Origin of the sequence: Coprobacter fastidiosus (genome assembly GCF_030296935.1) — a bacterium.
Taxonomy (GTDB): domain Bacteria; phylum Bacteroidota; class Bacteroidia; order Bacteroidales; family Coprobacteraceae; genus Coprobacter; species Coprobacter fastidiosus.
On the sequence record NZ_AP028032.1, the window covers coordinates 3,217,690 to 3,231,785 of the forward strand.

Annotated in this window: 14 protein-coding genes; 6 read left to right on the forward strand and 8 right to left on the reverse strand. The window is 37.4% G+C overall.

Annotated features, from left to right (window positions below):
* Window positions 1–9: 9 nt before the first annotated feature.
* Window positions 10–1,590: a DUF4435 domain-containing protein gene (locus QUE35_RS12715; RefSeq protein ID WP_022602117.1), complete on the reverse strand. Its 1,581-nt coding sequence runs from the start codon at window positions 1,588–1,590 to the stop codon at window positions 10–12.
* Between the two features lie 125 nt (window positions 1,591–1,715).
* Here QUE35_RS12715 and QUE35_RS12720 point away from each other — a divergent pair, with 125 nt between their 5' ends.
* The 3 genes from QUE35_RS12720 (at window position 1,716) to QUE35_RS12730 (ending at window position 4,126) form a co-directional block, all read left to right on the forward strand.
* Window positions 1,716–2,321 carry a riboflavin synthase gene (locus tag QUE35_RS12720; protein WP_009317623.1) on the forward strand — a complete coding sequence of 202 codons (606 nt, stop codon included), beginning with the start codon at window positions 1,716–1,718 and terminating at the stop codon, window positions 2,319–2,321.
* 10 nt (window positions 2,322–2,331) lie between these two features.
* Window positions 2,332–2,874, forward strand: a complete 543-nt coding sequence (locus QUE35_RS12725; RefSeq protein ID WP_022602119.1) for a nitroreductase family protein — start codon at window positions 2,332–2,334, stop codon at window positions 2,872–2,874.
* An 85-nt stretch (window positions 2,875–2,959) separates the two neighbouring features.
* A complete protein-coding gene (locus QUE35_RS12730; RefSeq protein ID WP_009317621.1) occupies window positions 2,960–4,126 on the forward strand; it encodes an AIR synthase-related protein in 1,167 nt (388 codons plus the stop codon).
* Window positions 4,127–4,225: 99 nt separating this feature from the next.
* Here QUE35_RS12730 and QUE35_RS12735 read toward each other — a convergent pair whose 3' ends face one another.
* Entirely contained in the window at window positions 4,226–4,651 is a 426-nt protein-coding gene (locus tag QUE35_RS12735) for an Hsp20/alpha crystallin family protein (protein ID WP_009317620.1), read from the reverse strand.
* Window positions 4,652–4,817: 166 nt separating this feature from the next.
* Window positions 4,818–5,333 (reverse strand): hypothetical protein, encoded by a 516-nt coding sequence (locus QUE35_RS12740; protein WP_009317619.1) that lies wholly within the window; start codon window positions 5,331–5,333, stop codon window positions 4,818–4,820.
* 129 nt (window positions 5,334–5,462) lie between these two features.
* Between QUE35_RS12740 and QUE35_RS12745 the strand changes: the two genes are divergently transcribed.
* On the forward strand, window positions 5,463–6,635 hold the full coding sequence (locus QUE35_RS12745; protein WP_022602122.1) for an exo-beta-N-acetylmuramidase NamZ family protein: 1,173 nt from the start codon (window positions 5,463–5,465) through the stop codon (window positions 6,633–6,635).
* Between the two features lie 26 nt (window positions 6,636–6,661).
* Here QUE35_RS12745 and QUE35_RS12750 read toward each other — a convergent pair whose 3' ends face one another.
* The gene (locus tag QUE35_RS12750; protein WP_009317617.1) at window positions 6,662–7,162 is read right to left on the reverse strand and encodes a 3'-5' exonuclease; all 501 of its coding nucleotides are present in this window, start codon (window positions 7,160–7,162) and stop codon (window positions 6,662–6,664) included.
* Between the two features lie 287 nt (window positions 7,163–7,449).
* Between QUE35_RS12750 and asnA the strand changes: the two genes are divergently transcribed.
* Both asnA and QUE35_RS12760 read left to right on the forward strand, forming a co-directional pair.
* On the forward strand, window positions 7,450–8,484 hold the full coding sequence (gene asnA, locus QUE35_RS12755; protein ID WP_022602124.1) for an aspartate--ammonia ligase: 1,035 nt from the start codon (window positions 7,450–7,452) through the stop codon (window positions 8,482–8,484).
* Between the two features lie 123 nt (window positions 8,485–8,607).
* Window positions 8,608–10,797 (forward strand): glutamine synthetase III family protein, encoded by a 2,190-nt coding sequence (locus tag QUE35_RS12760; RefSeq protein ID WP_022389538.1) that lies wholly within the window; start codon window positions 8,608–8,610, stop codon window positions 10,795–10,797.
* 175 nt (window positions 10,798–10,972) lie between these two features.
* On the opposite strand, the gene QUE35_RS12765 is transcribed toward QUE35_RS12760, so the two are convergent.
* The 4 genes from QUE35_RS12765 to QUE35_RS12780 all read right to left on the reverse strand — a co-directional run bounded on the left by QUE35_RS12765 (window position 10,973) and on the right by QUE35_RS12780 (window position 13,947).
* Window positions 10,973–11,449: an RNA polymerase sigma factor gene (locus tag QUE35_RS12765; protein ID WP_022602126.1), complete on the reverse strand. Its 477-nt coding sequence runs from the start codon at window positions 11,447–11,449 to the stop codon at window positions 10,973–10,975.
* Between the two features lie 369 nt (window positions 11,450–11,818).
* Window positions 11,819–12,388 carry a hypothetical protein gene (locus QUE35_RS12770; RefSeq protein ID WP_022602128.1) on the reverse strand — a complete coding sequence of 190 codons (570 nt, stop codon included), beginning with the start codon at window positions 12,386–12,388 and terminating at the stop codon, window positions 11,819–11,821.
* 499 nt (window positions 12,389–12,887) lie between these two features.
* Window positions 12,888–13,073 carry a type II toxin-antitoxin system YafQ family toxin gene (locus QUE35_RS12775; RefSeq protein WP_081705735.1) on the reverse strand — a complete coding sequence of 62 codons (186 nt, stop codon included), beginning with the start codon at window positions 13,071–13,073 and terminating at the stop codon, window positions 12,888–12,890.
* A 316-nt stretch (window positions 13,074–13,389) separates the two neighbouring features.
* A complete protein-coding gene (locus QUE35_RS12780; protein WP_009317609.1) occupies window positions 13,390–13,947 on the reverse strand; it encodes a DUF3332 domain-containing protein in 558 nt (185 codons plus the stop codon).
* Window positions 13,948–14,096: the final 149 nt, after the last annotated feature.

A 14,096-nucleotide genomic window follows, 5' to 3' on the forward strand; every position in this document is an offset into this window, starting at 1 on the left:
AACTCTATCTTAAAGTTCTTCTTCGTTTTCCTTTTGTACGATACCGAAACAAGCTTGTATCGCTTTACGTATTGTTGCGGCATCTTCTTTGTCTTCTTTCAAAATCGAAAGCACAAAGCTAAGATATTTTTCTTTATTTGCCAATCCGCATAAATGAGTCACTCGGCTTTGTGGTAGCATCCCTTTTTGATTATATACTCTTAAAATGGCCGGATAATCTTCATTTTCAGCATATCGGATAAACTCCTCGAGAATATTTCTATATATAGAGTCCGTGTCTATATTATCGGTCAACGTTTCTATATGCCGGGTAAACTCTTCGATGGTGTTTAAACGCCGGTCTATCGTGTATTCGATTTCTCTGCGGGTACGGTGACGGGTGTGTAGTAAGGCTTGAGATTCTATATCCTTTTTGAAAAGAGCTATTACGTTCTGTTTTACAGCATGAAACACTTCGTCTTCATTCTGTAACATTCTTCTGGCAATTACTCGGATTATAGGTTCGAGCATTAGCAGATTTTCTACTTCAGCAACATCCGGAACATAAATGTTTCGTTCTCTTAAATATTTGATTTCATGCGGTGTACGTCTATCTCTATCTACAATTCCTTTTGATTCGAGATGATGAAATCCTTTCATTTCGGCAAAAGCTTTAGTCGTTTCTATGACCTTAGAGCATCCTCCGAGCGGTTTTACCATATATTCCGGGAAAATATACGGGTATAATTTTATATCGATACTGGATGAGTCCGTGCCTTCTATAAAAAGAATAGGTTTCCGGCTTCCTAACAGTTCAAGATAAACTTCTTCTGGAAAAAGTTCTTGATTTTCTATGAGTTCGTAATCCCAAGAGTGTTGATCTGCATCGTATGATTTTACCCATATTCTTATTCCTCCGGTTCTTGTCGTTGCGAATTCTATATCGTGTGTCAGATATACAAATGTGCAGTCGGGGCGTTCTTGTTCTATATAATCCCATAAAGAACTCATGATCGAGCGATGCAGATGAACTTCCGGATCTTCGATAATCAAAATAGAGTCGGGCGATGCCGATAGTGCCGCTGCGATTAGATAGAATACCACCCTTTCGCCTTGACTCATGCGCAAAGCATTATATGGATTATTACATTTATCCGATATGATTTCCAAACGATCAGGTTTGCGCAATAGCCGACTGTGTGGAAATATTTTTTCCCATATAACTTGAGTTCTGTCGAGTTTTGTAATCGGGATGGCTACTCCGATCTCATTCTTTAACCGTTCTTTATATTCCGTTAGCGTTTTGAATTCTTCATATTGAAGTAGGCAAAACAGTTGCTCGAATTCCGTTTGTGTTTGAGAAGCCGATTTTTCGCTGAAAGCTTCTTTAAACTGTCGGGCAATGGAGTTGGGAGAATCGGGAGAGTCAGGAACGATACAAACCGAGTTCAGTGCGGATATGCGAAATGTCTGTTCAGGATATTCCCGTTCTATTTCTTCTCCGAAACGACTCTTGCCTGCTCCGTTTGCACCGATTATAACTATATTATGAGGGTTCTGTAAAACAATTCTTTCCGATAAATCGTTTTTAGGAGGTAATGTGATTTCCATATACAAACATGTTATCTTTAGAAAAACTTGTATTTCTCAAATGTACGGAATTATCATTTATAAAAGTGCCCGACTGCCATTTTTTTTTTATTTTTGAGGCAGATATAATTTAAAAACGGAATATTATGTTTTCAGGAATTGTAGAAGAAGCAGCTACCGTTGTGGCTCTTAAAAAAGAACAGGGAAATTTGCATTTGACTCTTTCTTGTTCGTTTACTGACGAGTTGAAAATAGATCAGAGCGTGGCACATAACGGAGTATGTCTTACCGTGGTGAGTATAGAAGAAGGGGCATATACCGTGACAGCGATTCAAGAAACTCTTGACAGAAGCAATCTGGGCTTGTTGAAGGTCGGCGATAAAGTCAATCTCGAACGAAGTATGGTGATGAACGGACGGTTAGACGGGCATATCGTTCAGGGACATGTTGACCAGACAGCTCGTTGCACTGCTGTAGAAGAAGCCGATGGCAGTTGGTATTATACTTTTGTATATGATTTTGACAAAAAGAAAGCTCGCGAAGGATATATGACAGTGGAGAAAGGATCGGTAACGGTAAACGGTGTGAGCCTTACAGTTTGCAATTCTAAAGATGACAGTTTTCAGGTAGCTATAATTCCTTATACTCATGAACATACGAACTTTCATCAGATTACAGTCGGGAGTGTAGTAAATCTTGAATTTGACATTATCGGTAAGTATATCAGCCGCATGATGAAGTATTCTGATTAAATCTGCATATATGGATTTCCTTTCTCTTGTAAAACAGCGGCAGAGCGATCGGGCTTTTGATCCGGAACGTTCTGTCGAGCCGGAAAAGCTGGAGCGCATTTTAGAGGCGGGACGGCTTGCCCCGTCATCCTGTAATTCGCAACCTTGGCATTTTATCGTAGTCGATGATCCGGAGTTGAAAAATCGTGTAGCAGATGCGACATCGAATCGAATATTGAACATTAACCACTTTACCAAACAAGCTCCGGTACATATTGTTATTGTTGAGGAAAGTGCTAATATTTCTGCCGGTTTGGGAGGCTGGATCAAGCGGAAGCATTTTCCGCATATCGATATTGGAGTAGCCGCAGCACATATTGTTTTGGCTGCGGCTGCCGAAGGATTGGGCAGTTGTATGCTGGGGTGGTTCGACGAAAAAGCCATGCGTAAGGTTTTGGGAATTCCTTCCGGAAAAAGAGTTATACTCGATATTGTAATAGGATATTCGGTGCAGGAACATCGTGATAAAAAAAGAAAATCGGCAGATACGGTAATATCTGCCAATCACTATTGAATGTGAATGAGAAATAAGAGCGTGTACAATTTTGTACACGTTTTTTTTTACATTACTTTTGTAAGCGAATCAGAAAATTACCATAATGAGCGATCAACGTTATAATCTGCGCGGCGTTTCCGCATCGAAAGAGGATGTTCATAATGCCATAAAAAATATAGACAAGGGAATTTTCCCGAAAGCCTTTTGTAAAATTATTCCTGATATTCTCGGGGGAGATCCGGAGTATTGCAATATCATGCATGCCGACGGGGCGGGGACAAAATCTTCTTTAGCGTATATATATTGGAAAGAAACCGGAGATCTTTCGGTTTGGAAAGGGATTGCCCAAGATGCGCTTATTATGAATATCGATGATCTTTTGTGTGTCGGTGCTACCGATAACATTCTTGTGTCTTCGACCATAGGACGAAATAAATTGTTGATTCCCGGTGAGGTCATTTCTGCCATTATTAACGGTACGGACGAATTGCTTTCGGAATTGCGTGAGTTAGGTGTAAACGCTTATGCTACCGGAGGCGAGACAGCCGATGTAGGGGATTTGGTGCGTACGATTATTGTGGATAGTACGGTGACATGCCGGATGAAGCGGTCGGATGTCATATCGAATCATCGTATACAGGATGGTGACGTTATCGTAGGTATGGCCTCATTCGGACAGGCTACTTATGAAAAAGAATATAATGGAGGCATGGGTAGTAATGGCTTGACTTCTGCACGTCATGATGTTTTTTCTAAATATTTAGCTGAGAAATATCCCGAAAGTTATGATGCGGCTGTTCCTGAAGAGCTTATCTATTCCGGAGGACTTCGTCTTACAGACGAGATTAAGGGATTGGGGCTTGATGCAGGTAAACTTGTATTGTCGCCTACCCGTACTTATGCACCAGTAATTAAAAAATTATTGGATTATATGAGGCCGGAAATACATGGTATGGTACATTGTTCGGGTGGAGCACAAACTAAGGTAATGCATTTTGTAGAAGGTGTGAAAGTCACGAAAAATAATCTTTTCCCTGTTCCGCCTCTCTTTAAGATGATACAAGAACAGTCAGGAACTGACTGGCAGGAGATGTATAAAGTGTTTAATATGGGACATCGTATGGAAGTGTATGTGACACCAGACCGAGCACAAGAAGTCATAGATATTACCCGCTCATTCGGGATCGATGCCCAGATTATCGGATTTGTCGAAAAAGCTGATAAGAATAGTCTCGTTATCGAATCGGAATTCGGACATTTCGAATATTAGAACTTCTGGAAATGATAAAAAAACAAACCGTTCGCCGGAATTTTTCATTTCCGAAGAACGGTTTGTTTTTTATTGTTTTATCCGATAAATTTTGTTGTTTTATTTTACCGGAATTTGTTTCGGTTCTTTAGATTCGGGAAGAGCCTTTTTGGGAATTGTGACACTTAATATGCCATTTTCCTGCTTAGCTTCAATCCCATCCTTATTGATATTTTCCGGTAAAACCAAAGTTTGACGAAATTGAGAATAGGAGAATTCCCTTCTTAGGAATTTGCCTTTTTTATCTTTTTCTTCATTTTCTTTTTTATTTTCCACCGTGATTATAAGATGATCATTATCGTCTATGCGAACGCTGAAGTCATCTTTAGTCAGACCCGGAGCAGCTATTTCTACTTCGTATTCTTTATCGTTTTCGATAATGTTTACAGCAGGTGCTGAACTGTTGGATTTTGCGATCCATTCGTTTCCGAAAAAATCATTAAAGATACCGGGTAACCAGTTTTGAGAATGTTTTGCAGGTGTCATAATTGTACCTCCTAAAAATTAAATTAAACATATAACTATTAAGTAAAAAAACTTTGAACTGTTTAAATATCAATTCAAAATACTATTAGTACTACTGCAAAGAACATGCCACAAAAAGAATTTGCGGCGGTATTGGCAGTTAAAAAAAACGATATAAGCTCAAATTTTATTGGGTAATAGCAATATCGTATCGCAGTAGAGAGAATTGTATATGGAAAGGGTAGCCCTCTAATTTTTTGTTTCCTCCGGTACTTTTATGAAAATAATATCGTTTGCCCTTGTCGAAACTTTCTATTTCAAATTGCCGAGTTGTATGGGGCAGTAATTCTCCATCGACCATTACTTCCCGGTAATCAATCATTTTTCCGTTGGGAGCTCTATATGTGATTTTTAGTTTTACTCGGGTAACCAGATTTTCGGTATTGTTTTGTAGCATGAATGTTTCGGTACGGTCATTCAGCCTTTTTTCAAAACCTAACATGTCTATGGCATGGGCAAAATCTGTTTTTCTTAGACTTCCGGATTTCCCGCATAAAGTATTTTGTACTGTATCCTTTTTGTTTGTAATGATTCGTGCCGGCTGTGTTCGTGGTACGAACGGATTTTTCGGAACGTTGTTTTGTCCGGATAGTAAGATACAATTACAAGAAAGCACTATAATCAAAAAGAGTACATGTTTCATGATAGGATAGCTATAAATGATTAACTTTAGTTACAAAAATAAGATTTTTAGGATAAATGGCGGTAATTCTGTTTAGAAAATGTATATTAGAAAACGCATTTCTGTATCTTTACAGACAAAAATAAAAAAATGAAACGTCATACATTTCTATTGATATTGGGGGTTTTATCTTTAGGTGTAATTCAAGCTGTTCCTTTATTGAATGGGGCGGATCAGATTGATAAAATTGTTTCTTTGTTAAAATCCAAACGGGTCGGATTAGTCGTTAATCATACTTCTTTGGTGGGGGATAAGCAAGTACATCTTTTGGATACATTATTGAGTCGGGGAGTTCATGTCGTCTCTGTTTTTGCACCGGAACACGGCTTTCGCGGAAATGCAGATGCCGGAGAAGTTGTCATGAATGGTCGTGACAAGCAGTCGGGTTTGTCCGTTATATCCCTTTATGGGAAAAATAAAAAGCCGACAAGGGAACAGCTGTCTGGAATAGATGTTATAGTATTCGATATTCAAGATGTCGGTGCTCGTTTTTACACTTACATAAGTACTATGTATTATGTAATGCAGTCTTGTGCTGAAACAGGAGTGGAGATGGTCGTGTTGGATCGTCCTAATCCGAACGATTATATTGACGGACCGATCATGCAAGACTCTTTGCGTTCATTTGTTGGAATGTTGCCGCTTCCGGTTCTACACGGTTTGACAATCGGGGAATTGGCCGGAATGATTCGGGGTGAAAATTGGGGGGATACTCATTCCTTAAAACTTACGGTAATCCCTGTAAAAGGTTGGCAACATGGAGATTCTTATATTCTTCCTGTGAAACCGTCTCCTAACTTGCCGAATAGTCGATCTATCACATTATATCCGTCATTATGTTTTTTTGAGGCGACAGATATTAGTGTAGGGCGGGGTACTCGTTACCCTTTTCAAGTATTGGGCTATCCGGATAAGAAATTCGGAACATTTAGTTTCACACCTCGTGCGCTTCCCGGCTTTGATAAGAATCCATTACAGAAAGATAAGACTTGTTTCGGAATCGATTTACGGGAGATTGAAGTGAGTGGAGGATTGTCATTGAAATATATCCTTGATTTTTACCGGATTGCAGATCAAGGAAAATCCTTTTTTACCAGACCTCGTTTTTTTGATATGTTGATGGGAAATACGCAGGTCAGAATGGACATAATTGCCGGAAAAAATGAGAGTCAAATAAAAGGGCGCTGGGCTGATGAATTGAAAGAATACCGGCAGATGAGAAAGCGATATTTACTTTATCCTGATTTTCGTAATTTTGATTAATGTGTTGTTGGAAATTTAAAGCCTGTTTAAATTTCGGAGAGACGAAGCATCAACTTTGCAGCTGCTCGGGCGTCACTCAATGCATCATGGTGGTTAAGAGGAATTTGAAAATATTCACTGACAGTGTTGAGTTTATGATTTCTGAGAAATGGCAGTTTTTTGCGGGCTAATCGATAAGTACAGATACTTTCCGGAAGATGACTGGCGATTTGAGCCTTTTCGAGACAAGCATGCAGAACGCTCATGTCAAAAGGTGCATTATGTGCGACAATCGCGTCGCATTTGACAAACCACGAATCGATCCGACTCCAGACTTCTTCAAACGTCGGAGCATCCATTACCTTATCGGGGGTAATTCCATGTATGGCCGTACTCCAGTGTGAAAAGAAAAAAGGCTGAGGTTTTATAAGAGTTTCCCATTCTCTTGTTATTAGTCCGTTATTAACGATTACTAATCCCATAGAACAAGCACTGCTTCTGTATTTGTTGGCAGTTTCAAAATCTATTGCGATAAAATTGTTGATCATATTTTGTTCTTGGTGCAAACATACTCAAAAAGAACTATCTGATCGAATATTTTAGAAATTTTATTGCTTATCGATATGGATAAGTGGATCTAAATGTTATTGATTTAAAAAATATAGTAGCAAAAAGATTATATTTTTGGGTTATTCTATGCAAAAGTGTTATATTTGTCCCTGCAAAATACCTATGTGGCTTTGCAAAAAATAGAATGAAAAATATATTTTTAGTTGATCGATATGGTTAACAAATTGTATATCATTGATATAATATTGAAAAATACAAGGTAAAAATGGCATTGATTATTCCGAAACAGTATAAATTGAAATTGCTTCCCGAAACCACCGAACAGGCGATAAAAACATTGAAGGTCAGTTTTCAGGAAAAATTGTCTAAATCATTAAACCTTCGTCGGGTAACAGCACCTTTGTTTGTATTAGCCGGAACAGGTATCAATGACGATCTTAATGGGCATGAAAGGGCTGTTACATTTCCAATTAAATGTATGGGAGACAGAAAGGCGGAGGTCGTACATTCCCTTGCCAAATGGAAACGATTAAAGTTGGGGGCTTACGGAATTGCTCCGGGATATGGACTTTATACGGATATGAATGCGATCCGTTCGGATGAAGATTTGGACAATTTGCATTCTTTGTATGTAGATCAGTGGGATTGGGAACAGACGATTACCGAGCAAGATCGGAATTTAGATTATCTAAAGGATGTCGTTCGTAAAATTTATAATATTGTAAAAGAACTGGAGAGTCAGGTATATGCCGACTTTCCCCATATTACTCCTATATTGCCGGATAAAATTACTTTTATTCATGCCGAAGAGCTTTTGCAGATGTATCCGACTTTGTCTCCAAAAGACAGGGAAGCGAAAGCCGCACGGAAATATGGAGCGATATTTATTATCGGGATAGGAGGTAACCTCTCTAACGGAGAACCTCACGACGGGCGTGCTCCGGACTATGATGATTGGATTTCCATGAATTCGGATGGATATAACGGATTGAATGGAGATATTATTTTATGGAACTCTATTTTAGAATGTCCATTCGAACTTTCCTCTATGGGTATTCGTGTCGATCGTATAGCCTTGCGCCGACAGTTGGAAATTTGCGGTTGTCCCGAACGAGAGATGTTAGATTTTCATAAAGCTTTATTATCAGGGGAACTACCGCTTTCCATCGGTGGAGGAATCGGGCAATCGCGTCTTTGTATGTTTTTGTTGCAAAAAGCGCATATCGGGGAGGTGCAAGCGAGTATTTGGCCTGAAGATCAAATTACCGAATGTGCTAAGCACCATATTTATTTATTGTGATAATCGAACTCGTTCAGTAAAATAAAACAGTCCCGTTATTGTATAATATATTTATATAATAGCGGGCTTTCTGTTTTTTTTCTACCTTTGTATAGCTATTCTAAAAAATAAAAAGAAAATTCTATGTCATCCTTACGTTTCAGAGTTGTAGAGGAAGCTTTTAAAAAGAAAGCAGTTCCTGTGGAACGCCCGGAAGAACGTCCGTCCGAGTATTTTGCCAAGTATGTATTTAATCGTGAAAAGATGTTTCGATATTTGCCTCGGAAAACATACGATGCATTGGTCGATGCGATCGATAATGGAAAACCTTTAAACCGGGAGATTGCCGATCCTGTTGCTGCGGGAATGAAAAAATGGGCAATAGAAATGGGCGTGACGCATTATACTCATTGGTTTCATCCTTTGACCGACGGTACGGCAGAAAAACATGATGCTTTTGTAGAACACGACGGTAAGGGCGGAATGGTCGAGGAGTTTTCGGGAAAGCTGTTGATTCAGCAAGAAGGAGATGCTTCGAGTTTTCCGAACGGTGGAATACGAAATACGTTCGAGGCCCGCGGATATAGTGCATGGGATCCTTCTTCTCCTGCATTCATAGTGGGAGATACGTTATGTATTCCTACTATTTTTATTTCTTATACAGGAGAGTCTCTCGATTACAAAGCTCCTTTGTTGAAATCGATTGATGCCGTTACTTCTGCAGCGTTGGAGGTATGTCATTATTTTGATTCGCGAGTAAAAAAAGTTTATTCTTATTTGGGTTGGGAACAAGAATATTTTTTGGTTGATGAGGGATTATATGCTGCCCGTCCGGATTTGTTGCTGACAGGACGAACGCTTATGGGACATGAAAGCTCTAAGAATCAGCAGCTTGAAGATCATTATTTTGGTGCTATTCCTACTCGTGTATCGGCTTTTATGCAAGAATTGGAAATTGAAAGTTTGAAATTAGGCATTCCGGTGAAAACTCGTCATAATGAGGTCGCTCCTAATCAATTCGAGTTAGCCCCCATATATGAAGAATGTAATTTGGCGAACGACCATAATCAGGTCATTATGGAACTTATGCGCCGTGTTGCTCGTCGTCACGGATTCCGTGTGTTACTGCACGAAAAGCCATTTAAAGGCGTAAACGGGTCGGGTAAGCATAATAACTGGTCTTTAGGAACGGATACCGGAATACCGTTGTTGGCTCCTGCAAAAACACCCGAAGGAAACCTGCAGTTCGTTACATTTCTTGTAAATGTGATCATGGCTGTTTATAAACATAATGCTTTGCTGAAAGCCAGTATATCTTCAGCTACTAATGCGCATCGTTTAGGGGCGAACGAAGCCCCCCCTGCAATAATTTCTATTTTTCTGGGATCGCAGATGTCAGATGTTCTTGATGCTTTAGAAAACAGTTCGGATGATGCGGTAATAGAGTTGTGTGATAAAACAGGGGTGAAACTCAATATATCTCAGATTCCCGAATTGCTTATGGATAATACGGATAGAAACAGAACATCCCCATTTGCTTTTACCGGAAATCGTTTTGAATTCAGAGCAGTCGGTTCGTCTGCCAATTGTGCGGCGGCTATGATCGTTCTTAATTCTGCAGTTGCCCATCAACTTCGTCTCTTTAAAGAAGAGGTTGATAAGAAAATTCAGGCAGGGGAAAGTAAAGAGAAGGCGATTATTCGAGTATTGAAAAAATATATAAAGGAAAGTAAGCCTATTCGTTTTGACGGTAACGGATATAGCGATGAATGGAAGGCGGAAGCTGCTGCTCGTGGATTGGATTGTGAGACCAGTACTCCTGTTATTTTTGATGCTTATATAAAACCTGCTTCTGTCGAGATGTTTTCGGCAGTAGGGGTGATGAATGCTGTAGAGTTGGCTGCTCGCAATGAAGTAAAATGGGAAATGTACACTAAAAAAATACAGATCGAAGCTCGGGTAATGGGAGACTTGGCTTTGAATCATATTTTGCCTGTTGCAACGAGGTATCAAGCTTTATTATTAGATACGGTTTGTAAAATTAAGGAAGTATTTCCGCCTGAAGAAGCTGCTGCGATGTCTTCTAAAGATATGGAAATAATTCGTAAAATAGCCCGCCATACACTTTCTATACAAGAAATGGTAGCTACTATGGTGAATGCTCGTAAGTTGGCAAATAAAATCGAAGGGGAAAGGGCAAAAGCTATTGCATACCATGACACTGTTGCTCCGATGTTAGATGAGATACGGTATCATATCGATAAGCTTGAATTGATGGTCGATAATCAGATGTGGCCTTTGCCTAAATATAGGGAAATGTTATTTGTACGTTAAGTTTCATATCTAAAGATATACCAAGAGATATTCAGTAAATGTTTTTAAAAATAAGGCATCATAAAATATTTTATGTAAGGCAATACGGGATTCAGGACGAGTTCCGTATTTTTTATTTTATAGATTTGCAAAATTGAAGAAGATTATGATGGAAAAATATTATTTGAATTTATAATTAAAAATATTCCGGCAACAAGTTTTTAATCTTTTTTCTGACATTATGGATTCTGCTTTTAACCGTGCCCTCCTTCATATTTAGAATATTCCCTATCTCTTTATAGCTTTTCCCTTGAATCAACAGCCCTATTAATGCACGAGTAGGAATGTCCATTTTGTCTATTAAATTTAAAATGTAGTTATAATCATAGAGAATAGTATTGTTTTCAACCTGAACATTACACAGAGTTTCTTGTTCTTTATATAAAACTTTGCTCTTTCTCGTCAAAGAGATAAAACGGTTTCTTATAAATATAAAAGATATTTTTAGAGAATATTGCCGAGACTCGAATTTGTCTCTATTTTTAAGTATCTGATAATTTACGTCTTGCACGATATCTAATGCATACTCGTAATCATTAGTAAGATACACGGCATATTTAATCATATCCGGCTGGTATTTTACCAACTCGTTTTCAAGATCGGAGTTTTCCATTTGCTTTAAGATTAACATTGAACAAAAAAGAAACCTCCATTCCCGGTTCTGGAATAAATAGAAAGACATAAAAGCATCAACTCTTTGAGTGCTTTTGGAATGGAGGTTTCAATACCTTCACCCCAGAACCACACTCTGAAGTTTTACACTTTTATGTCTTTCCGTTAATAAAAGTAACTATAAAATCCGAATTAAAAAAACATTTCAGACATTATTTTAAAACAAATAAAATATTTATACTTACACTTTTGCTTAAAACAATAGTAATATACCTATAAATCAACACAATATAAATACACACATCTTTTAAAAACACTTCTTAAAAAAATAATATCTTATGATATATTTTTCGTGGTCAAATATACACGATTACCAATTATTATCTTTATCTGTATTCTTTTGATAAAAACCTAACAAATAGTTAATCGGATAATTAATACTGTCTTCAATCCTAAGTTTATGCTTTAATTTTCTTGGTTTAACTGTTCCTTCCCTTGTAAATAAACTTCTAACATGAAAATAAAATGACTTATAACTCTTACTCTCTTTATCATATACTTGATTACTGACAGAGGGCGCATCAACTTTTATTTTCCCGTCTTTAAATTGAAACAAGAAACTACAATCTCCGTAATAATCATAATAAGCATAGATACAACCCTCTTTCCAATCAAGATTCTTTAATTCGCATATTTTAATTGCAACATTCTCATCTTCACTCATCACTTCTTTAGGGTCTCTATAAAGAGACATGGCATTGGACTTTACCATAGAATAAAGTTCACTTGCTGTTTTTCCCTCAAACGGAACTACAACATAATCCGAACTGTCTGCTGTAAGAAAACTCCCGTTTGATTGTAAGAAAAACTCTACTTCCTTTTGTGAGAAAGACGACATTACAAGCATCAAAAATCCGCAAATGAACAATGCCTTTTTCATATCGAGTAAGTTTTAGATCCTCACATCATAAATCCTGTATAGTAACTCTTTTTACAAATATAGCAATTTATATGAAAGTATCAATTGCCCTATCTGAAATTTGCTGTGGTAACCTATTAGAAAAAGAGCCTACCGGCATTTTGTAAGCTCCTTTTTAATATTGAAGAAATAATTATTTGATTATTAAATTACGGCTTTTGTATTTGTTTCTCGAATTTATTTAATAAAGAGTTTAACTCTTTTGAATAATCATATTTCGTTGTTGATTTTGATTTGCAATTATATCTTAACGATTTAATTTGGTCTGAATACGTAAGGGAATTAGAATTTGAATCTCTATTAGGTATATGCAACCCGTTACTTTACATGTCTCGTTATTTGCTTTTATGTATGTTTCTCCAACTCTTTCAGCGGTAACATTCCTTTCTTCATTTACACCTGCTATCGACGGCTGATCTGATTACATTATTCTTCATATCTATCCGTGTCAAAAGAAAATTCACTCGATATGGCATTCATGTTCTCCTTTCAGCATGTGAGCCTTGTATTCGGCAGGCAATTCTACTCTATTCTCCAGTATCCGGAATGCTTTCAGCAACTTTTCCAACTTACTCGGGTTATTCCGATACCTTTTGAAGTCTTTGGGTATTGTGTGTTGAGTAACGTAGTATTTTTTATCATTCACAGGACTTTATAAAGGCTTCCATACTGCTTGTGTTTGTCATACCAGCAAATTTGCCTGTGCATGTTTCCATTATGGTTGCAACGGTGTTCTTATTTGGTTCTGAATACACTGTATTCATCAATGTGTTTTCAACAAGTTGTTTATACTTCTAATGTTTTTTTCGCTTTTTCCTGTAATACCTATATAATATAATAAGTCTCTACGTAATCGGAACGAAGTTTGTTTTTTTACTACTGTTTTTCATATTATTTGAGGGTGTGTCAAAATGTACTTGAATATACAATATTTTGGCACACCCTCTATTACTATTACAAATTTATTTGCAAGCAAAAACTGCAGTATTATTTTTTATCATATCTTGATAAGCCATAACTCCTGCTTTAGAAAGTTCTACAGTCATAGTCTCTCCGTTTGCATTATACATATTTACATGGTTATCATCGATGAATGTCATAAATTTTGTACTCTGTCCGTTTGCTTCTACCGACCAAGATTTGTCGCTATCGTCGAATACGAGTTCAAAAGTTTTGTTCGCAGTTTCATCGGTAATGGTGTATCCGTTTTCGTGTGTTTTTACTAAATATTCATGACCGTTTTCACCTTTGATCTGCTGAGTATTATCTGCGATGGGATTAGAACCTGACCAGAATTCGACAGAGTTCAATACTACGACATCGGCCAATAGAGAAATTTCGTATACCGGAAGAACCCAGAATGCAAAAAACACAAGTTCACTTACAAATTTATTTCCTCCTACACCTTTATTCCATCCGAGGAGCTTGTTTGTCAATCCAAAAGATCCTATACAAGAGGAAAACATCAGGCTGCCGCAAAGTAATACGACTACAGCCATAGTCAATTTGTTTCTTTTCATAATTGTATGAATTAAAAATAGTTTATTAGTACTCTTTGCTTAATTAACACATTATAATAATAATTGTTCGTTTTATTGCAAATATAAGATAAACATTAGATAAATGCAACTAATAAACAATGATTTGTTATGATATAGATCAATATTAT

Excerpts from the sequence above, each read along its gene's own strand:
- QUE35_RS12715 (WP_022602117.1), bottom strand. The coding sequence starts at position 1,590 with ATGGAAATCACATTACCTCCTAAAAACGATTTATCGGAAAGAATTGTT.
- QUE35_RS12720 (WP_009317623.1), top strand. The coding sequence starts at position 1,716 with ATGTTTTCAGGAATTGTAGAAGAAGCAGCTACCGTTGTGGCTCTTAAA.
- QUE35_RS12725 (WP_022602119.1), top strand. The coding sequence starts at position 2,332 with ATGGATTTCCTTTCTCTTGTAAAACAGCGGCAGAGCGATCGGGCTTTT.
- QUE35_RS12730 (WP_009317621.1), top strand. The coding sequence starts at position 2,960 with ATGAGCGATCAACGTTATAATCTGCGCGGCGTTTCCGCATCGAAAGAG.
- QUE35_RS12735 (WP_009317620.1), bottom strand. The coding sequence starts at position 4,651 with ATGACACCTGCAAAACATTCTCAAAACTGGTTACCCGGTATCTTTAAT.
- QUE35_RS12740 (WP_009317619.1), bottom strand. The coding sequence starts at position 5,333 with ATGAAACATGTACTCTTTTTGATTATAGTGCTTTCTTGTAATTGTATC.
- QUE35_RS12745 (WP_022602122.1), top strand. The coding sequence starts at position 5,463 with ATGAAACGTCATACATTTCTATTGATATTGGGGGTTTTATCTTTAGGT.
- QUE35_RS12750 (WP_009317617.1), bottom strand. The coding sequence starts at position 7,162 with ATGATCAACAATTTTATCGCAATAGATTTTGAAACTGCCAACAAATAC.
- asnA (WP_022602124.1), top strand. The coding sequence starts at position 7,450 with ATGGCATTGATTATTCCGAAACAGTATAAATTGAAATTGCTTCCCGAA.
- QUE35_RS12760 (WP_022389538.1), top strand. The coding sequence starts at position 8,608 with ATGTCATCCTTACGTTTCAGAGTTGTAGAGGAAGCTTTTAAAAAGAAA.
- QUE35_RS12765 (WP_022602126.1), bottom strand. The coding sequence starts at position 11,449 with ATGGAAAACTCCGATCTTGAAAACGAGTTGGTAAAATACCAGCCGGAT.
- QUE35_RS12770 (WP_022602128.1), bottom strand. The coding sequence starts at position 12,388 with ATGAAAAAGGCATTGTTCATTTGCGGATTTTTGATGCTTGTAATGTCG.
- QUE35_RS12780 (WP_009317609.1), bottom strand. The coding sequence starts at position 13,947 with ATGAAAAGAAACAAATTGACTATGGCTGTAGTCGTATTACTTTGCGGC.